Origin of the sequence: Sediminibacterium sp. (assembly GCF_051861365.1) — a bacterium.
In the GTDB taxonomy this organism is placed as follows: Bacteria; Bacteroidota; Bacteroidia; order Chitinophagales; family Chitinophagaceae; genus Sediminibacterium.
In genome coordinates, this window is sequence record NZ_JBHYCW010000021.1 from 20,957 (window position 1) to 43,686 (window position 22,730).

The 22,730-nt window shown below is 38.4% G+C and carries 12 protein-coding genes; 9 read left to right on the forward strand and 3 right to left on the reverse strand.

Annotated features, from left to right (window positions below; genetic code table 11):
• Nucleotides 1–108: 108 nt before the first annotated feature.
• On the forward strand, nt 109–3,396 hold the full coding sequence (locus ACTIEV_RS10580; protein ID WP_322196984.1) for a VCBS repeat-containing protein: 3,288 nt from the start codon (nt 109–111) through the stop codon (nt 3,394–3,396).
• A gap of 11 nt (nt 3,397–3,407) precedes the next feature.
• Complete coding sequence (locus tag ACTIEV_RS10585) at nt 3,408–6,737, forward strand: VCBS repeat-containing protein (protein ID WP_322196983.1); 3,330 nt, start codon at nt 3,408–3,410, stop codon at nt 6,735–6,737.
• A 4-nt stretch (nt 6,738–6,741) separates the two neighbouring features.
• Here the strand turns inward: ACTIEV_RS10585 and ACTIEV_RS10590 are convergent, their stop codons facing one another.
• The 3 genes from ACTIEV_RS10590 to ACTIEV_RS10600 form a co-directional block, all read right to left on the reverse strand.
• Nucleotides 6,742–7,671, reverse strand: a complete 930-nt coding sequence (locus ACTIEV_RS10590; protein ID WP_322196982.1) for a hypothetical protein — start codon at nt 7,669–7,671, stop codon at nt 6,742–6,744.
• Between the two features lie 88 nt (nt 7,672–7,759).
• Entirely contained in the window at nt 7,760–9,079 is a 1,320-nt protein-coding gene (locus ACTIEV_RS10595; RefSeq protein ID WP_439516444.1) for a vanadium-dependent haloperoxidase, read from the reverse strand.
• A gap of 4 nt (nt 9,080–9,083) precedes the next feature.
• Nucleotides 9,084–12,632 (reverse strand): FG-GAP-like repeat-containing protein, encoded by a 3,549-nt coding sequence (locus ACTIEV_RS10600; RefSeq protein ID WP_439516445.1) that lies wholly within the window; start codon nt 12,630–12,632, stop codon nt 9,084–9,086.
• Between the two features lie 53 nt (nt 12,633–12,685).
• Between ACTIEV_RS10600 and ACTIEV_RS10605 the strand changes: the two genes are divergently transcribed.
• From ACTIEV_RS10605 to ACTIEV_RS10635, 7 genes are all read left to right on the forward strand, one after another.
• Complete coding sequence (locus ACTIEV_RS10605; protein ID WP_322196979.1) at nt 12,686–14,719, forward strand: glycoside hydrolase family 65 protein; 2,034 nt, start codon at nt 12,686–12,688, stop codon at nt 14,717–14,719.
• A 98-nt stretch (nt 14,720–14,817) separates the two neighbouring features.
• Entirely contained in the window at nt 14,818–15,294 is a 477-nt protein-coding gene (locus tag ACTIEV_RS10610; RefSeq protein WP_178889278.1) for a hypothetical protein, read from the forward strand.
• Nucleotides 15,295–15,350: 56 nt separating this feature from the next.
• Nucleotides 15,351–16,676, forward strand: coding sequence for a vanadium-dependent haloperoxidase (locus ACTIEV_RS10615; protein ID WP_322196978.1), 1,326 nt, complete (start codon nt 15,351–15,353; stop codon nt 16,674–16,676).
• A 75-nt stretch (nt 16,677–16,751) separates the two neighbouring features.
• Nucleotides 16,752–17,831, forward strand: a complete 1,080-nt coding sequence (locus ACTIEV_RS10620) for a hypothetical protein (protein WP_322196977.1) — start codon at nt 16,752–16,754, stop codon at nt 17,829–17,831.
• Between the two features lie 106 nt (nt 17,832–17,937).
• Nucleotides 17,938–18,903 (forward strand): hypothetical protein, encoded by a 966-nt coding sequence (locus ACTIEV_RS10625; RefSeq protein ID WP_322196976.1) that lies wholly within the window; start codon nt 17,938–17,940, stop codon nt 18,901–18,903.
• A 4-nt stretch (nt 18,904–18,907) separates the two neighbouring features.
• Nucleotides 18,908–20,458: a phosphatase PAP2 family protein gene (locus ACTIEV_RS10630; RefSeq protein WP_322196975.1), complete on the forward strand. Its 1,551-nt coding sequence runs from the start codon at nt 18,908–18,910 to the stop codon at nt 20,456–20,458.
• An 81-nt stretch (nt 20,459–20,539) separates the two neighbouring features.
• Nucleotides 20,540–22,729, forward strand: coding sequence for a TonB-dependent receptor family protein (locus tag ACTIEV_RS10635; protein WP_322196974.1), 2,190 nt, complete (start codon nt 20,540–20,542; stop codon nt 22,727–22,729).
• Nucleotide 22,730 lies beyond the last annotated feature (1 nt).

Consider the following 22,730-nt stretch of genomic DNA (forward strand, 5'->3'; position numbering starts at 1 on the left):
TTATGTTCACTTTATGCTATGCTTCAACAATATCAGCCGGTATTTATACTATTTTAGCATGCTATGATACGTTATCCATTTTGGCTGCTAGTTATTTGTTGCGCTGGCATGACAGCTTGTAAGAATGATCGTAAAAAGACGCTGTATGCATTGGTGTCTGATTCGAATATCAATTTCAAGAATACACTCACAGAATCAGAATCTTTCAATGTATTTAAGTACCGAAATTTTTATAATGGCGGTGGTGTAGCAACAGGTGATTTGAATAATGATGGGCTACCCGAAGTATTCTTTACCGCTAATCAAAGCAGCAATAAACTATACCTGAATAAAGGAAATTTGAAATTTGAAGATATTACTGAGAAAGCAGGTATTACTTATAACAATGAATGGAGTACAGGAATTGTCTTTGTAGATATCAATGCTGATGGCTGGCTGGATATTTATGTGTGTAATGCCGGAAATATGCTCAATAAAGCATTACGAAAAAACAAACTGTACATCAATAACCGGAACTTGACATTCACTGATAAAGCTGCTGAATATGGTCTAGACAATGATGGTTATACAACCCATGCATCTTTCTTTGATTATGACTTGGATGGAGATTTGGATTGTTTTTTAGTGAACAATAGTCCGATCCCTGTCAATTCTTTAAACTATGCCAATATGCGTAATGTGCCCGATGCACAAGCACCTTATGCTGAATTCTTAAAAGGTGGAGGTGATCATTTGCTTCGAAACGATAATGGAAAATTTACCGATGTAACCAAAGAAGCCGGTATCTATGGAAGTATCATCAGTTTTGGATTGGGTGTTACAGTCGGTGATGTGAATCTGGATGGCTATCCGGATGTGTATGTATCCAATGACTTTTTTGAAAAAGACTATTTATACATCAATCAAAGAGATGGTACGTTTAAAGATGAAATAGAGAATCGCACACAGCATATCAGCTTTTCATCGATGGGGGCAGATCTGCAAGATATCAACAATGATGGTAAGCCGGATATCTTTACCACAGATATGTTGCCGGGTGATGATTATCGATTGAAGACCAATACTTCTTTTGAAAATTATGATGTATTCAAACTAAAGCAAGACCAAGGTTTTTATAACCAGTATACACAGAATGCTTTGCAAGTGAATAATGGCGAAGGACGATTTTTAGAAACAGGATTTTTTAGCGGTGTAGCTGCGAGTGATTGGAGTTGGGGCGCATTGATGTTTGATGCCGATAATGATGGTTTATCCGATATCATTGTTTGTAACGGCATCTATCGCGATGTAACCGATCAGGATTTTATAGACTTCTTTGCCAATGATGTGGTGAATCAGATGGTATTGAAAGGAAAAAAAGAAGAAGTGAATACCGTTATCGATAAAATGCCATCTGTTCCCATTCCTAATAAAGCATTCAAGAATTTAGGCAACCTAAAATTCAGGGATGCAGAAAATGAATGGGGTCTTGATCAACCTACTTTTTCCAATGGGGCTTCTTATGCAGACCTCGACAATGATGGTGATCTTGATTTGATCATTAATAATGTGAATCAAAATGCACTCGTATACAAGAACACCAGTAATGATGATTCTAGTAATGGCTATATCGCTTTGCAATTGCATTATAAAGACAAAAACCCTTTTGCGATTGGCAGTAAAATCAAAGTATATGCAGGCGACCAATTGATTACACGCGAATTAATTCCGAGTAAAGGTTTTCAGTCGTCTGTAGAATACAAACAAACCATTGGGATCGGCAATCATAAGATCGATTCCATACAGATACAATGGCCGAATAACAGCATACATACAATTACTAATATTACAGTTAATAGTTTAGAGCAGGTATATTATGATAGTGTTCAAGTAAGGCCTTGGCAGCCGGAACAATTTGTTTCAAAAGAAACTTTATTTTCTCAGATCAACTATTCATTTGATGCACACAAGGAAGATGAGCATATCGATTTTTATCAGGAAAGAAATATTCCATTTATGCTCTCTAAGCAGGGTCCCAAAACAGCAGTAGCGGATGTCAATAAAGACGGATTAGAAGATATTTTTCTGGGGGGTGCTGTTGGGCAGCCCTCACAATTGTATTTGCAAACATCACAAGGTTTTGTAAAAAAGAAAGTGGCAGACTTTGAGAAATTTACTTTCAATGATGTAACTGCTACCGTCTTCTTTGATGCTGATCAGGATGGTGACATGGATTTATTTGTTGGAGGAGGAGGAAACTTTGTGCCTGCATCTTCTGAAAAATATCAACATCAGTTGTACACGAATGATGGCGCCGGTAACTTCACATTACAATCGGGCACCTTTCCACTAAGTCACACCAATGCGGGTGTTGCCGTTGCATTAGATTATGATTCAGACGGTAAGATGGATCTGTTTATTGGCAGCAGAAGTGAACCACAGAATTATGGTATTTCGCCCAGAAGCTATTTATATCATAATGATGGAGCAGGTAAGTTTACAGAGGTAACTGAAAAAATAGCTCCGCTGCTCTATCAATTAGGAATGGTAACAGATGCAGCATGGGTTGATGTGAATGGTGATCAGAAAAATGAACTGATTATTACAGGAGAATGGATGTCACCCAAAATTTTCAGCTTCTTGAATGGTCAATGTAAGGAATTATCGAGCGGACTTGAAAAGGAACTGGGTTGGTGGCAATCTTTATCTGTAGGAGATTTGAATGGCGATGGCCATCCAGATTTGGTGCTGGGAAATATCGGTCAGAACTTTTACATGCGACCTACTTTCGACAATCCTGTCAATCTTTGGATCAAAGATTTTGATCAGAACGCTACTGTTGATAAAATTTTCAGTCAAAGTATTCAGAAAAAAGATGTGCCTGTATTCTTGAAAAAAGATATCACAGATCAGATCCCGTCCTTAAAAAAATCAAATCTGAAACACTCAGATTTTGCAGATAAAACTATTGAACAGATTTTTAAAGAGGGGCTGAAGGACGCCAAACTACTCACCGTAAATAATGCTGCTAATTCTATAGCCATCAATAATGGAAAAGGGCAGTTTGAAATCATGGCATTACCTTATATGGTACAATTGTCTTCGGTACATGCATCTTTGATTACAGATATAAATCAAGATGGGAAAAATGACCTCATCATAGCTGGTAATTTCTTTGATCTTCTGCCACAGTTTTGTAGTGTAGATGCATCTTATGGTCATGTGCTGATCAACAAGGGAAATAATGTTTTTGAACCCCAAGTGGCAACTGTATCTGGTTTGTCTGTAAAAGGACAGGTAAGAGATATTACCATGATTCAACAAAAAAATAGAAATACCATTCTGTTTGCACGCAATAATGATACGCCTGTGTGTTATTATATCAACCATCAGTCCGGTAAAAAACAGGTAAAATGAAAGGAGCGAATATGAGATCAATATATACTGGATTTTTCCTGTTGGTGATGATCGGCATAGGTTGTAAAGGGAAAGAACAAGCATCTTTATTTGAAATTGCAGATCATGAACGTACGGGTATTCATTTTAGTAATACCCTACACCCGTCTACTTCCTTTAACCTGTTTTCTTATATGTACTATTATAATGGAGCAGGAGTTGGAGCAGGCGATTTTAACAATGATGGATTAACAGACTTATTTTTTGCTGCCAATCAGGAAAACAATCGGTTATACCTCAATACCGGGAATCTTCAATTCAAGGATGTTACACAAGAAGCCCATATTCCTGCCGATGGGGCTTGGAGTACTGGGGTGTCTGTGGTAGATATCAATAATGACGGCTTATTGGATATTTATATTTGTAGAGTTGGTAATTACAAAACCCTCAAAGGAAAAAATCAATTGTTGGTATGCACTGGAATTGGGAAAGATGGAATACCTGTTTATGAAGATCAAGCAACTGCATACGGCTTGAATTTTTCCGGATTTAGCACGCAATCTGCTTTCTTGGATTATGATGGTGATGGGGATTTGGATATGTTCCTACTCAATCACTCTGTGAATCATGATGGTAATTACGCACCACGCGCTAATTTTTTGAATACATACGATTCATTGGCAGGACAAAGATTGTATCGCAATGATCAACGTAAAGATGTAAAAGGAAATACCATTCAAAGATTTACCAATGTAACTAAAGAAGCAGGGATCAATGGAAGTAAAATAGGATATGGATTGGGTGTAGTGGTTGCCGATATCAATCTGGATGGTTGGCCTGATATCTATGTAGGCAATGATTTTCATGAGAATGATTATCTCTATATCAATCAAAAAAATGGCAGTTTTTCTGAACAAGGTTCAGAGCAATTGATGCATACAAGTCAGTTTACGATGGGTGTTGATGTTGCAGATATCAATAATGATGCTTATCCGGAGATCATTTCTATGGACATGTTACCTTATGATCAATACATGTTGAAGCGCTCAATGGCAGAAGATGATTATAATATTTTCCAGCAAAAATTGCAGTACGGATATACCCACCAATATGCGCGCAATAATCTTCAGTACAATAGAAAGAATGGATATTTCAGTGAAGTAGGTCAATATGCAGGCATTCATGCGACAGACTGGAGCTGGGCTTCTTTGTGGATGGATTTTGATAATGACGGACTCAAAGATTTGTTTGTCTCCAATGGTATCCCCAAGCGTATGAATGACATTGATTACATTAATTACGTGTCAGGGGGAGAGTTGCAGGATAAACTAAAAAACAATACACTTCAAGACAAGGATCTGTCATTGATCAGTAAGTTTCCTGAAATCAAATTGCCCAATCAGTTTTTCAGGAATAAGGGCTCACTACAGTTTAATAATATCACCGATAGTATTAAAGGTAACCTGCCTACTTTTTCCAATGGTTCTGTTTTTGCTGATCTAGACAATGATGGAGATCTAGATGTTGTAGTGAACAATATCAATGATCCGGTTCTGATCTATGAAAATAAAACCAATACCGATACTACTGCTCAGAATTATGTAAAACTGCAACTGGAAGGTGATCAGTTGAATCGAAACGCGATTGGAGCAAAATTATTGATCTATGCTCAATCGCAAGTACAGAGCTTTGAGCATTATCCTGTAAGAGGATTTCTATCTAGCATGCAGTTACCACTGCTAGCAGGGTTGAACAATATACAGCCCGATTCTGCTTTATTGATATGGCCGGACCGAACGTATCAGTCCATAAAAATTACCAAAGGCAATATTATACAAGCAAAGTATACCAAAGGCTTGCCTTTGTTTGATTTTGATCAACGATTACATCAAAATGATGGAGCTGCTTCATTGCAGGATATCACTTCCATAACAGGCTTACAATTTTTGCATCAAGAAAATGTATTCAATGAATTTGATAGAGAGCCCTTGATTCCGCATATGCTTTCAACTGAAGGCCCGGCATTGGCTGTGGCCGATATCAATAAAGATGGGTTGGACGATGTATTTGTTGGTGCATCGAAAGGAGGCAAGAACGGATTGTTCCTTCAAACACAGCAAGGGAAATTTTTACGCTCTGTACAGTCTTCATTGGAAAAAGATACGATGTGGGAAAATGTGGATGCTATTTGGATTGACGTCAATAATGATCAAGCAATTGATCTTGTGATTGCAACAGGAGGTAATGAATATTATGAAGATGATGAACACTTGCAACCGTTATTATACCTCAATGATGGAAGAGGAAATCTGCATAAAAAAGAATTTGCATTTCCCAGAGGTATGAATACGCAGAGTAAAGTAGTTGCAAATGATATCAATGGAGATGGGTTCATGGATCTCTTTTTTGCAGGTCGATCTATTACATGGGCCTATGGTATGCCACCACGTTCTTATTTATTATTGAATGATGGATATGGCAATTTCAAGGATGTGACGGCATCATATAGCAGTGAGTTGATGAATCCGGGTATGGTAACATCTGCTCAGTGGGTGGATATGAATAATGATCAACAGAAAGATCTATTGTTGGCATATACTTGGGGTGGTATTGATGCCTTTATCAGAAATGGACAACAATATGTAAAGCAAAATATCACAACACTCAAAGGATGGTGGCAATCGATTTATGCAGATGATATTGATGGAGATGGAGATATAGATATTCTTGCCGGTAATTTTGGTCGCAATAGTCGGGTGAAAGCTTCATTGGAAGCGCCGGTTCGAATGTATATGAATGATTTTGATGACAATGGTAGGGTTGAGCAACTGATGACTTATTATGTCAATGGAAAAGAAATACCTTTTGTTAGTAAGATGATCTTGGAGAAATCGATACCTGCGATCAGAAAAAAATATCTCTATGCTGCTGATTTTGCCAAGGCTGAATTAAAGGAATTGTTTGCACCGCAAAAATTTGAAAAAGCTTTCCAATTGGAAGCGAACTGTTTTGATCATATGCTACTCATCAATGAAGGTAATGGGTCATTTACTGCTAGCCCTTTGCCCAATGAAACCCAATTCAGTCAGCTGAGGGCTATACAGAAAATAATATCGCCCAATGGTATACAATGGATGACTTTTGGCAACTTTTATAGCAATAATGTTGAGATTGGTAGACAAGATGCTGATTTTGGAAACATACTACAATACCAAAAAGGAAAAGGTATGATGATGTCACTTAAACAACCGGCTCGTGTAAAAGGACAAGTACGAAATATCAGATCGATTCAAATTGCAGGCAAGCAGGCTTATATACTTGCCCGCAATAATGATACGATACTGGTATTAGGTGCGAATTAATAGATTATTGAAATACAGGATAGTTGATCGTAGTGATCCACTTGCTACTATCTTTTTCCTGTAGCCTATTGGTGATCAATCTTTCAAATGCAATAGCCGGAGATACTTTTCTGAAGTCGCTCACATAAAATTGAACGGCTTCTTTACATTTATTGATGGCGTCGTAACCTCCTTTCACTCCTGCAACCACAATATTACCAAGCATCATGTTTTTCTGAAGAAACTTTCCTTGTGTAGGTATTTCTCGATCAGATGCTACTGCAACCATTAAGAGGTATCTATTTTCTCCTTCTTTAAAAATATTAAAGATGGGTTCATTCATCACTTTACTATTTTGTGATTGAATAAAATTTGTAACCTCACCTATACTCGCGTATACTTCTTCTGTTGTTGGATAATGATCCAGATAGGTTTTTACAGATACATAATAAGCATTGGGTACTTTTCCCATTTGAATATCGAATCCATACACTCTTTTCACATTGGAAAAAGAAAGACTTAGATTTTTGAATAGTTGCTCATATTTTTTTTGTTCGGAACGATACAATATGTACTGATAAAGTCTAATGAATGGGTTATTAGAGAAGCTAAAGGTTGTGTTGAATGTCAAAGCTGTTTCAGCATTGTACGTGGCAATAGCTTGCAGATCTAGAAAAGCAGGAATATTTGTATTCAACGACTTTGCTTTAAAGCCATTGAGTAATAACATGTCAATATGCAGTTCGGTATTCTCAAATGCCAGGGTACTATCATTAAGTACTGTGCCCGGCCACCAGTTTTTCCAATAATGTTTATTGACGATTACTCTTGAAACTCCATCAAAAGGTGTAGTAGCATTAGCAGTCATACTTTTCAATTGATTTGATGGTAGGAAAAACCCAATGCCTCCTGCTAAAATTCCCAATACGATAACCACATAAAAAAAACGCTTCATAAAATCTCTTCATTTTTTGCTACACAAAAATACTGGTTGGGTTGAAACAAAATCAATAGAGTCACGACCCTTAATGCTATTTCAATTCTTATTTTAAGAAAGTACCAATAAAATAATCACCAATTTGCTGACCTTGTTTTTGCCCATTTATCACTGCGGAACGATAGTGAATACCACCATATACTCTACTCATACTTACTTCGTCAGAAGCAGCCTGCAGTGAACTGAAACTTCTTTCCAATCCAAGATAGGGTAATTCTGTGGTATCCCTGAAAGCTGTGTTATTGCCAAATACTGCAGCAAGAACGGATGCAGCGGCAGCTGAAATAACACTATGTCCGCTGGTATATTCCGGGAAAGGAGGTGTTTGTAAAATGGGGTTCCATTCAGAAGCAAAATGTTCACGGATCACTGTTACTGGTCGAACGGTTTTGCTGGTATATTTTTCTTCCCATGTTGAAATAAACCCGTCAAAAATAGCAGCAGCCGTTAATGCATAAACCCGAGCGATGTCTAGGGCTGTTTTTTTCGACTGGCTACTTAATATACCTGTTATACCCATCCAGTGACCTACAGGGGTCATTTTCTTGTTCGCATAAGTTAAATGTCCCTTGTGTTCGGAAACAAACGGATTATCATCCCAAAAACGTGCAATCAGTTTTTGTTCTTCTGTAAGTTGCTGACTCAACTCATACACTTCTTTCACTTCTTTATGATACTGACTGGAAGCATTCATGTTGTAAGCCGGCGGCCTGGCTGGCTTGAATTGTGAAGCGGAGTCTAATAAAAGGGGTTGTATGAATCTCCAATTAGGTTCAACAGCTTCTTCATAGTCGGGCGGTGTTTGTTGCCATATGCCTGTTTCTTTCAGTACACTAAATTTTGGCATACCGCGTGTTAGCTTATATCCGTCTTTAGAAGCTCTTACCAAGATAGTATTGGCAACTTTTTCACCCCAGCTAACAGAATTGGTATATACTTCTTGATCCAGATCACTGAAATAGTCTACTAATTCTTCTCGCGCTGCTCTGATACTATCTTTTGAAAATACCAAAGTTTCCGAAACTTTCATAAATGCGATGACAGCAGATAGCCGATAATCATGTCGTAGGTTGGTATCAGGAAGCGGTAACTCTGCAAAACCATGAAGCTTGGGTAATAAACTCGCATAAGAAGGGTCGGTAGGTTGTAGTGCTTCATAATAAGCGATGGTACTATATGCATACATTCTGCTGGCTACAGGCGGATTTACAATATCATACACAATCACATCGGTGAGATGCTGTACACACTGATACTGCAGTTCCTGAAGCTTTGTGAGGTCTCTTTCCTTTGGGGGTTGGCAACTAATTGTAACAGCAGTTACTGCAAGTAAAAGAAAAGACCAAAGCTGATAACGAAATTTCATAGTATCAGGGTTTTAGTGTTCTGCTTTTTTTTGTACCTATAAAAATATCAATTGATGCTATGCTTGAATTCAAATGAATATAGTTGGAAGATTGAGAAAGAAACCCTTGCCCTAAACTGAATTCTTCTTTTCTTTTCTTTCCATCTTTTAAATAAACAATTGCATGTGTTTCAAGCGAATTTACTTTTACAAAAGAAGTATTGTCATTTTGTAAGCTGAACATTTTGAGCATGTCTCTATTTTGTCCTGCAATAACGCTTAAACGATTTTGAATCACTAGTTCTACCAAGCTTCTTCCATTAGCAGGTGTATAAAAGCCTGATGCTGCTATTGATAAAGGTTCAAATACATTATTTTGTTTGTTCAACAATACCAAACCATTCAACGCATCTTGTCTACCCAGATAAGGAGCCATTGAATATTCATTACCGGTAAGTATCAAATCTTTTCTTCCATCCATATCAAGATCTCGTGCGATAATTCCATATACGGGTCCTATTTGTGCGGCTGCTGGTAAGGCATGTAACTCAAAGTTTAAGGACCCTTTATTTTCAATCCAACAATTTTGTAAATAGTTCGCGCTTAATTGATAAGCATCTTTTAATACTTCTGGTGAAAATAATTGCGTCATCTCTGTTTTAGCATAAGGTGCATAATTAGGGAAACGTTCTTTCAATACGCTCATTTCTCTTAATATCAGATCTCTTCCTGCAACAGGATATTCTTTTTTCTCACCGTAAATGGTGCCGGGCAGCCAATGACTGAATACAACATCCAAACTAGAATTATTATCAAAATCTTTGGCGTAAACCTTCAGTGGGTATTGTTCAGAAGCTTGCAAAAAACCATTGCGTCCATAATTACCCGCTACATAATCCATATCGCCATCATTATCCATATCAGCTGCAACAAGACTGTTCCACCAACCGGTAAAAGCAGTAAGGGATGTATTGGTCTTCTTAAAACTGGCACCATTATTTTTCAATAATTGGATGCTGCCCCAATCGGTAGCCAACAAAAGATCTGTTTTACCATCGGCATCAACATCTGTCCAGAGAGCAGCTGTAATCATTCCGATGTTCAGCAGATCAGGTGCTACTTTAGAAGTAACATCCGTAAATACTACTTTATCTTTTTCAGAATCATTTCGGTAGATAAAACTATTGGTAGGCATTGGATATCTTCCGGGTATAACCCTTCCGCCAATAAAGAGATCCAGATCCCCATCCTGATCATAATCAAAAGTACTGATGCAACTCTTGGTGGTTCGATTATTGGTAAAGTCAGCAGTGAGTTCAGTAAAATTTCCTTTGCCATCATTGAGATAAAAATGATCGGTATACGCTTTCGTCTGTGGTTGATTTTCTGCACCACCAGATACAATAAAAATATCCAGATCTCCATCACCATCAGCATCTAATAAACTAATGCCTGCATCATCTTGGTATTGTGGACTTTTATAGCCGGGTAAATAGTTTCTTGTAAAACGTCCATTTGCACCCTGAATAAAAGTAGATGCATGAAAAGGAGAACCTCCACCCACAACAAAATCATCTTTCCCATCTCCATTCAAATCTCCGGCAGCAAGTGAAGGACCATATTGTGTGAGTTTGTGTAATAATAAACGTTGGATATCAAAATCAATAAAGTCAACCTCAGAAAATCCATAGCTTAAACCGCTAGTAGCAGTTATATCTTCAAATAAAGTAACCGGTGCTACAGGGGTGGGTTGATCATAAAGACCGGCATTACTTGCTAAGAAATGAAGGGTTTGATTAGCGGGAATATTTTTTCTTATTTCTGACTTGCCATCTGGCCATATCACACGAATGGAATCAATATTGGCATTATTACCAATACCAAAATGAAGCGTATTTTCAATAGTAGATAAATAACCACGATAGGGCGAATGTTCAATCACCTGATGCATATTTTTTGCATACACATGTACCCAAGCACCCAAGCCGGAAATATTTTGAGTAGTACCGGTTAATCCGATCCGAATAAAATTCGATGATTTTTTTTGCTGACGTTCTTTATTTTCTAATAAGGTAGCAGGCATATTGGTATTGTTGATCACAATATCCAAATCACCATCTTTGTCGAGATCTGCATATGCCATACCTGCTGAAAAAGTAGGGAAGTCAATGCCCCATTCTTTGGTTCGATCTGTAAAACTCAGGTCACCATTATTTTGAAATACATAGTTGCTGATCTTTACAACAGGTAATTGTTTTAATACTTCTTCAAGCGGCGCATTGGCTACAGCATTGCTTCTGTACGACATAAAATCTTTATCCGACATGTCCTTCGGAAGTCCGTTTGTAACAAACAAGTCTCTCCATCCATCATTATTGACATCAAAAAGAAGCGGTGCCCAGCTCCAGTCTGTATGTGCTACACCACTGAAATAAGCGATCTCACTAAATGCAGGTCTACGCAGTGAATCACTCTTTTGTGAGATCAATCCCTGATTGAGTTGTAAAGTATTTCTTGGATACTGATACATATATCCATAACGATCACTGTTTTGAAAAGTCTGATAACTGATATCCGAGTGCATCATTTTTTGTCGATAGTTATCAGCAGGCATCATATCTGTTTCAATGATATCAGCTAAACCGTCATTATTGATGTCTGCAATATCATTACCCATGGCGTTCTTACTGGTATGTTTCAAGTAAGAGGCACATTGATCAGTGAAGGTTCCGTTTTTATTATTGATGTAAAGAATATTATTAGATAGGTAATCATTGCTGATATAAATATCTTTCCATCCATCTTGATTGATGTCAGCAATACTAATTCCCAAACCATGGCCTTCAATCAAAATGCCTGCTTTTGCAGAAACATCTGTGTATACAGGGTGCTGAAGTGTTGAGTCGAATCTATTCTCTAGTAGTTTGTCTGTATTAGGCCAACTGCCATCTTTACGAATGGGGCGAAATTCATTGGGATAAGTACCATCGAGATCATTTACCAATAAGTATACATCCAGATCTCCATCATTATCATAGTCGAAGAAAGCAGACATATGGGTATTCGACATATCATCAAGCCCATATTCTTTTGCCATTTCTTTAAATACAGGGATACCGGTTGTTGCATTCACTCCCTGATTCACATACAAGAGATTTTTTCTGGCATTGCTATCCGATAAAACAGCAGTACATACGTAGATATCTGTTAGTCCATCATTGTTGATATCAATGATACTGGCTCCTTTACTCCATTTTCCATTGCCACTCACACCCGCTTGTTCTGTGATGTCTTCGAACTTCAAATTCCCTTTATTCAGAAAAAGCTTATTGGCAGTTCTGTTCCCTGTAAAGTAGATATCGGGCAAACTGTCATTATTAAAGTCGCCAATGCCAACGCCACCACCATTATAGATATATTCATAATTCAGCACATTCATTTCTTGATTTTCAACGATGGTATTGGAAAATTGTAACCCTGATTTTTCAGGATCTACCTCTTGCAGTAAGCTAGATGATTGGGAACATGCCAACCCAAAGACGCAAACGATTGCGATAATAAAAATATGTTTCATACAGGGTTTTAGAATAAATTTGAGCAGACGTCAGTACTTGCAAAATAAGCATTATGAAACGATTGCACTTGATTTACCTGCTAATCTTTTTTATTGGAATGGCACCGGTAAAATCCCAGGATCCATGGAAGCTCACCGTATCTTCCGTAACACCCTCTAATTACTATGGAGTAACAGTAGCCAATGGTATGATTGGCATTGTTTCTTCTCCCGAACCCTTCAAAGTAAAGGAAGTGGTATTGGCGGGTGCATATGATCAGTATGGTCGTGGTAGGGTGAGTAATTTTCTGCGCAGTTTTAATTTGTTGAACATGCAGTTAGGAATCGACGGCAGAAATATCACAGCATCCGAAGTCAGCAATATGAAGCAGGAATTGGACATGAAAAAAGCTTCTTTTACCTGCTCTTTCGATTATGGTGACAAAGCCACTGTAACCTATTCCTATTATTCCTTACGACATCTTCCATTTACGGTATTGATGGATGTGACCATACAAGCGAAGAAAGATATCCTGATCAATGCAGCCAGTGTGATGGAAGCTCCTGATGCATTAAAAGATGTTCAAAATTATTACAATGAAATTGATCGTCCACATGTTACCATCAGTCTCCTTACCTCGTCAGCAAAAAGTCCTACAGGTAAACTGTTGATGTGTGCATCGAATACTTTTCTTTTTTCAGAAAAGCATGGTGAGGAGCCGCGTGTAATTCATGAAATGTGGGATAACAACATGCACCTGATGAAATTCAATAAAACTTTGAAAGCCGGAAATACCTATCGCTACTCGGTTGCAGGGTCTTCTATTACCAGTGTTCATCATGATGATCCTTTGAATGAAGCAGAGCGGATGACCATTTTTGCCAAGCTGGAGGGTAGAGATCGTTTACTCTCCTTTCATGGAAAAGCATGGGATGAACTTTGGAAAAGCGATATCCAAATTGATGGTGATCCGCAAGCACAGCAAGATATCCATAGTATGATGTATCATTTGTATTCCTTTGTTCGTGAAGGAACGGATTATAGTCCATCGCCCATGGGATTAAGTGGTTTAGGGTACAATGGGCATGTGTTCTGGGATACAGAATTATGGATGTATCCTGCATTGCTGGTGCTGCAACCTGCTATGGCTAAAAGTATGGTGGAATATCGATTCAATCGATTGGCCGCTGCCAAAAAGAATGCCTTTAGTCATGGTTATAAGGGAGCGATGTTTCCATGGGAAAGTGCGGCTACCGGTGTTGAGGAAACACCTGTATGGGCATTGAGTGGTCCTTTTGAACACCATATTACTGCATGTGTGGGTATTGCTGCCTGGAATTATTATTGTGTCACACAGGATAAAGAATGGCTCAAAGAAAGAGGCTGGCCTATCTTAAAAGAAACCGCTGATTTTTGGGCAAGTAGGGTAGAGAGAAATGGTGCGGGCAAATATGATATCAAAAATGTAGTAGCTGCAGATGAATGGGCTGAGAATGTTGACAACAATGCTTGGACCAATGCCGCCGCCAAAGCAGTATTGAACTATGCAACAGAAGCGGCTGCATTGATTGGTGCAAAAGCTGATGCAGACTGGTTGCATGTAGCGCAGAATATTCCGATTCTAAAAATGGAGAATGGTGTAACCAGAGAACATGCTACTTATCAGGGAGAAGGTATCAAACAAGGTGATGTGAACCTGTTAGCCTATCCTTTAAAAGAAGTATCTGATCCCAAACAAGTTTTGAAAGACTTGGAATATTATGAAACAAGGGTGCCTAATGAAGGTACACCTGCCATGACACAAGCCATTTTTACACTCTTGTATGCCCGATTGGGGAATGCAGATAAAGCTTTGAAATTTTTCAAAGAATCCTATGAGCCAAATCTCAACCCTCCATTCAGGGTCATTGCAGAAACCAAAGGAGGTACCAATCCCTATTTTGCAACGGGAGCTGGAGGTATTTTACAAAGTGTTTTGATGGGTTTTGGGGGCATTGATATCACAGCAAAGGGTATAACCCAGATCAAATCGGTACTACCCAAACATTGGAAAAAACTAACACTTACGGGTATCGGACCCGATAAAAAAACCTTGGTGGTTCAGTAAAAACAATTATTTTTAGTGGGTTGAAAAGGCTTGCTACGATAGTATCCCTCAGTTTGCTGCTCTTTAGTTTGGGCGGCTACAGAATGCTGTTGAACTATATGGAAACAGCTTCTGATAAGGCATTTCAAGCAAATCTCTATGATGATATCTACGATGAAGCCATGCTATTGCACATCAAAGTTCCTGCCAGCACACCCTATGGTAGCAATTCGGAACAGTTCGAAAATGCATCGGGAGAAGTAGATATCAATGGCATCACCTATCATTTTGTAAAAAGACGTTTCTATAAAGATTCATTGGAATTATTGTGCGTACCGAATATTCAAAAGATCGGTATCAGAAATGCGCGGGATGATTTTTTCCGCTTAGCTGGAGATTATACCAATGCAAACAATACTCAAAAATCTTCCAATCAGCATACGGTTCTGAAATTCTCTATTCTGGACTTTACCGGGGATCATTCTTTTTCTTGGCAGTTTAGGGATGCTAACCTGCGTCAGGTTCATGTTGTGAATCAGGAAACCGCTTATTTGTCTGATTATGTAAATCGTTTAGAACGCCCGCCTCAGGCTTAATGATGGTTCATTAAGCATACTCTTTTTTTATTTGATTTTATTTTACAAACCGTTTTATGAAAAAGCTCTTAGGTGGGCTCATCCTGTTTATATGCATTCAGTCATGTAAGCAGTCAACTGAGTACAAGAATTTCCTACATGATCCTGCCCTTTTTAGTCATACTGTTCACGAATTAAATACCGTGGTGATGGGAAATAATTTTCCACCCATGGTCGCATCACGCAACTATGCTTATGCTGCTATTGCAGCGTATGAAGTGATTGCTGCTGCTTATCCTGATCAGTATACATCTTTGGGCGGACAACTCAAGGGACTTCAACAACACAATATTTCTGCTATAGATGCAGAAGCAGATATTGAGTTGGCCACTTTACTGGCGTATATGAAAGTAGGAGAGTCGGTTACTTTTCCGGAAGGAAGTATGAAATTGTATGAAGACAGTATCCTACAAGTAGCCAGAGACAAGGGCTTGAGTAGAAAAATTGAAGAGGCATCAAGAAAACTGGCTGATAGTATCAGCATGCACATCATCCGTTGGAGTAAGAAAGATAATTATCTCGAAACTCGCGGAGCAGAAAAATATGCCGTGAAAAAGATACCCGGTCGCTGGGTGCCCACACCTCCTATGTATGCCACTGCGGTTGAACCTCATTGGCATGAAATAAGACCTTTGGTGATTGACAGTGCCGGAATTTTTGATCCACCACCACCACCGGTTTTTAATATGTCAGATAAAGAAAGTAAGTACTATCAGGAAGTGATAGCCATAAAAAATGCCATTGATAGCTTAACACCAGAGCAGAAACATATTGCAGAATTTTGGGATGATAATCCATTTAAAATGAATGTAACCGGCCATGTGATGTTTGGCAGTAAAAAATTCTCACCTTCAGGTCACTGGATGAGTATTGTGGGGATTGCCGGAAAAAAAGCCAATGCAGATTTCGCTACACATGTATATGCAGTAGCCAAAACATCTATTGCTTTATTTGATGCATTTATTCAGTCTTGGTATGTGAAGTATAAATACAATACTGCACGTCCGGAAACGATTATCAATGAGTACATTGATCCCAACTGGAGACCTTATTTACAAACTCCTGCTTTCCCGGAATATACTTGTGGACATTCTACCATCTCATCAGCTGCTGCAGAAGCACTGACGAGTGTATTCGGTGACAATTTTGCTTATACTGATTCTACTGAACTGGAATTCGGCATTCCCAATCGTTCATTCAAGTCATTCAGACATGCAGCTGAAGAGAACAACTGGGCTAGGTTTTATGGCGGCATTCATTTTCACAATTCCTGTATTGTAAGTACAGATCTAGGTCAACGTGTCGGAAGATTGATCGTTGACAGACTTAAAATGAAGAAATAACGCAAACAGACAATCAGCTGGCAGATCGACGTTACTGTAACAGTACGTCTTATTGCTGTGCCTAAAACCAAAACAATGAGATCTTTAATTTTTATATTTTTCTTTTCACTACTGGTATATACTAATGCCAACTCGCAAGGTTGTGTAGCCATACGTGGTGTGGGTGGTATGTGTACCATTGATCACAAAGGTTCTGATACAGTTCCCAGTAAATGGACACTCAACCTGAATACCCGTTATTTTAATTCTTTTCGTCACTATGTAGGAACCGCAGAACAAAAACATCGTATTGCGAACAATACACAGGTCATCAATAACAATGTAACTGTTGATATGAGTTTGATTCGTGTATTCAATAGCAGATGGTCAATGGCATTCAGCATTCCTATGATCTCTAATACACGTACTTCCTTATATGAACATGGAGGAGCTGCACGTCACCTTACTAGTTCTTTCGGTTTGGGTGATGCAAGGGTATCTGGTTACTATTGGGTGACTGATCCGGCAAAAGGAAAGAAGTTTGCTTTACAAGCGGGACTGGGGATCAAATTACCTATCGGCGATTATCGTGTGATGGATCATTTTTATACGAACACGGGTGCAAAAGTATTGGGTCCTGTAGATCAGTCGATACAGTTGGGTGATGGTGGTACAGGATTTACGACAGAGATCAATGCATTTCAAACCATCAATAGACAACTCAGTTTGTATGGTAATTTCTTCTATCTCCTCAATCCTAGAGAGCACAACGGTGTTTCTACGGCAAGAGGAGGAACAACATCTACAACAGCTATCCAATATGGTAGTGATGTGATGAGTGTACCAGATCAGTATATGATTCGTTTTGGAGCGAATTATACCGTGAACAGATTTACTTTCTCAGCAGGTTACAGACATGAAGCCGTTCCTTCTTCCGATCTCATTGGGGGTAGTTATGGATTCCGTAGACCGGGTTATGTTAATTCCATCGAACCAGGGATCACTTATTCAGTAAAGAAGTTGAATCTCTATGCATACGTTCCTGTAGCGGTAGTGAGAAGCCGTACACAGAGCTATGCAGACAAGCAAAGAACAAAAATCACCGGAGTTTATGCACAGGGAGATGCTGCATTTGCTGATTTGGCAGTGAATGTGGGGATGAGTCTCAGGTTTTAGTTGATAGTTGTTAGTTGACAGTTGACAGGAAAAAAATTGCTCTTCTGTCAACTGTCAACTAACAACAGTCAACCACAATAGTCTTTCATCAACAAAACTATTCATCATGCAAATAATTAAAACAAGCGTTACTCGTATCGTATGCTTGCTGATCATAACAATGGCTGCATGTATTCCATCAAAAGCACAAACAGAAATCGATGGTATCATGATGGCAAAAAATAATTACTGTAGTGGTATCATGTACAACTACAGTAGTTGGGATCAATACTGGGAAGGCACTTTGAAAAGAAACAATCTAAATCTGGGTACCGTTTCTACCAGTATGATCGCTTATATGGGTAATTATGGTATATCTGATAAACTAAATGTATTATTCGGATTACCCTATATCAAAACCAAAGCGTCTGCGGGTACACTGCACGGTATGCAAGGTTTACAAGATCTATCTCTCTGGGTGAAATGGATGCCTTATGAAAAAGAGTTTGGGAAAAGCACTTTATCTTTTTATGCCATCGGTGGTGTATCAGTTCCGGTATCTGATTATACTCCTGATTTATTACCGTTATCTATTGGTTTAAGAAGTAAAACATTATCACTTAGGGCCATGGCCGATTACCAGATCGGATCATGGTTTGCAACCGCATCTGCGACGTATGTAGTGAGAGATAAAGTAACACTTGACAGAGAATCATACTACACTACACAGCTACATAATACCAATGAGGTGTCCATGCCTGATGCTTCTACGGTTAATATTCGTGCTGGTTACAGAACCGGTAGACTTATAGCGGAAGCTGTTTGGAATAAGTGGACCACACTTGGAGGTTTTGATATCACGAGAAATAATATGCCTTTTGTGAGTAATAGGATGAATGCCAGTATGCTGGGTATTAATATGAAGTATAATCTTAAAAAGATAGAAGGTTTGTCACTCATAGCAAACGGTAACATTACCCTGAGTGGCAGAAATATGGGACAGGCATCAACTCTGGGTGGGGGTGCTTTTTACGTTATTGACTTTTCATCTAAAAAGAAAAAAGAAAAGACTTCATCTACCGATAAAAAATAATTGTATGAGAAAAATAATAATTCCGATACTGTTAGTAGCAGTGACTTTTTCACTTACTGAAATCTCCTGCTCCAAAAAAATACAAGGAAGAACAGATGAAGCGCCAATGCTGGCTCCATCTAATGTTGATATCAATGCCGGTACATGGAAACCTGTTTTACTAACTGGTCCTACAGAATTTCCGGTACCCGCACCTGCAGCAGTGAACACGCCTGGCTATATTGCAGAACTTAATGAGATCAAAGGATACCAAAAGTCATTAAGTAACGAGCAAGAAAAAAAAATTAAATATTGGGGTGCCGGTTCCGTATTGAGATGGAATGAACTGATGCGGGAACTCGTGGCAAAGTATAACCTTCCTCCTTATCAAAATCCGGATGGTACATACCCGTTTCCAAGCGCAGCAAATCCGTTTGCATATCCATTATTCCCTTTTGCAAATCCACCTTATTCGGCAAGAGCTTATGCATATATAGCTGCTGCACAATATGATGCGTTGGTCGCAGCTTGGCATTATAAAAAATTATATAATCGTGCAGCGCCTTCTAAAACAGATGGCAACGTAAAAGCCTTACTTCCACAAACGGAATTGCCTAGCTATCCATCAGAAGATGCCGTATTAGCAGGAGTTACAGCAGAAATGATGAAATTATTATTTCCCGGTGAAATAGCTTTTATTCAACAAAAAGCAGAAGAAGCTATGCTTTCTAAAATCATGGCTGGTGCTGCTACTCGAAGCGATATTGAAGCAGGAGAAGCATTGGGAAGATTTGTTGCACAAAAATTTACTGCAAGAGCAAGGACAGACAGAGCCGGTGCTGCAGCAGGTACACCAACAGATTGGTTAGCATTAGAAACATCTGCCACCTCTCGAGGTGAAATACCATGGTTTAGCCTGGAAATTCCTAAAAGACCTCCAATGTTACCATTATTTGGACGTGTACGTCCATTTTTATTCGATGAGGCAACAGTTGTAGCCATAAGACCAGGTCCACCACCTTCTACTAGTAGCCAGAAAATGAAAGAGGAAACAGAAGAAATACTAAACTTCATTAAGAATCCTACTTCTGAAACAATACGCATTACTCATTTTTGGGCTGATGGAGTAGGTACTTACACACCACCTGGTCATTGGAATGCTATTGCAGCTGAAGATTTCATTAAGGCTAAATTTAGCGAAGTAAGATGGGCAAGAAATATGGCATTACTGAATATGGCTTTAATGGATGCTGCTATTGTTTGCTGGGATACTAAATTTTTCTACTTTAATCCAAGACCTACTCAACTGAATTCTAATATTAAAACCCTTACGGGAATACCCAATTTCCCTGCTTATACATCAGGTCATTCCACTTTCAGTGGTGCAGCAGCTGCTATTTTAGGATATATTATTCCTTCCAGAGCAAAAGCCTACGATGACATGGCAAAAGAAGCATCATTGTCCAGAATGTATGGAGGTATTCATTATCGAAGTGATTGTGAAGTGGGACTCGTTTCCGGAAAACAGGTTGGAGGGTATGCCGTTTTAAGAGCACAAACTGATGGTGCAGATTAACATAGGTTGATCTGAGCTATTGTATAAGAAATCCGGTAGTGCTGTTGATAAACACTATCGGATTTCTATAATATGATTTCGATGAAAATAAAAAGTTATACAACTCTCTTCTCTTTTATCTGCTTTTGCATTGCTGTAGGAGCGCAAAAAAACAAGACAGATAGCAGTAATCTCAAGGTATTACGCGCAGTTATTGTGAATAGTTATTTATCTACAAAAAAACAAAACCTGACAGATGTCGTAGGTACTTATTTATATACTGGAAAGAAAACCGAACTTATCAGTTTATCCAATATAGACGCAGATATATCAATGAAGTCTGCCAGACAAGTGTTTGCAAAATCACCGGGTATTTTTGTCTATGATATGGATGGAGGGGGCAATCAGGTGAATATTGCTAGCAGAGGGCTTGATCCACATCGGGGATGGGAATTTAATATCAGAAAAGACGGTATCATAACCAATTCTGATATGTATGGATATCCTGCAAGTCATTACAGTATGCCATTTGAAAGTATTGAACGAATAGAGATGGTGAAGGGCACAGGTTCATTGCAGTATGGCGCACAGTATGGAGGAATGCTAAATTATGTTTCCAAAAAGCCCGATAGCTCAAAAAGTATCAGTCTTGAAAGTATTCAGACAGTAGGCTCCTACAATATGTTGAGTTCTTATAATGCTTTGAGTGGCACTAGAGGTAACTTAAGTTATTATGTGTACTATTATAAAAAATCAAGAGGAGGCTATCGAAATGGAGAACAAACATCTTCAATAGCTCATAGCGCAATGATTCGATATCAGCTCAGCACAAGTATTGCTATTCAGGCAGAATGGTCTCGCTCCTCTTATCTATATAAAATCCCCGGTCAATTGAATGACGAAATGTTCATGAAAGACCCCAAACAATCAACAAGAAACAGAAATTATTTTAATCCTGATATTCATCTTCCATCTATACAAATTGAATGGAAGCCATCTGCTACAACCGAAATAAAATTGGTCAGTTCTGCAGTATTAGGCACCCGTAATAGTGTACTTTTTGATAAACCAGTTAATATCAGAGATACCATCAATACGCTAACAGCTGATTATAATAATCGGCAGGTAGATATTGATCGTTTTAATAGTTATACTACTGAGTTGAGGCTATTACAACAATACCGTTTAGGAGTTTATACAGGAATACTTGTTTCGGGTCTACAATACATGAATAATGATTTACACAGAAGGCAGTTAGGCAAAGGTACTACCGGCAATGATTTTGATCTTAGCCTGGTAGACCCAATTTGGGGAAGGGATGTTCATCTTAAAACAAATAATATTGCCTTTTTTGCAGAAAATAAATGGCAATTCAGCAGAAAAATGGAATTCACTACAGGTATAAGAATTGAATCCGGTAAAACAAATATGGATGGAAAAATCTCATATTATCCATCTCATGATATACCTGTTCAATTAAAACATAAATTTCCTCTTTTAGGGATAGGTTGGTTATATAAACCAAACGATAAAATGCAATGGTATGCAGGCTGGTCAAGTTCTTACAGACCCATGGTATTCAAAGATTTGATACCGACTTCTATATATGAAAAAGTAGATCCGGCTATTCAAGATTCTAAAGGTTATAATGCCGAAATGGGTTTTAGAGGATCAAACGGATTACTGAAGTGGGATATTAACTGGTTTATGTTAAAACAGAATAACAGATTTGGCACGTTGGCAAAAACTGATGCCAGTGGGATGCTATATACTTATAGGACCAATACCGGTAACTCTATTGCATCTGGTACAGAGGTTTTTATTCAATATGATTGGCAAATATTGGATACCAGATTTAGCTTGTTTACATCTACTGCATTCATGAATGCCAAGTATGTATCCGGGCTTATAAAAAATGCGAATAATCAGAATGTGAATATAAAAGGTAATTATATTGAAAGTGCACCAAAAATTATTTCAAGGAACGGTGCGACTATTAAACAAAAAGGACTGAGTTTTACATTTTTATATAGCTATACATCATCTACTTATGCAGATGCATTGAACACAGAAACACCCAATGCTACTGGTGCTGTTGGTAAAGTTCCAGCTTATGACTTGATTGATTTATCAACAACATGCAGATTCACAAAAGAGTTGGAATTGCGTGCAAGTATTAATAACTTATTGAATAAACAATATTTTACCAAGCGACCCATGTTCTATCCCGGTCCTGGTATTTGGCCTTCCGATGGAAGAACATTTAATCTCTCAATTGATATTAAATTATAAA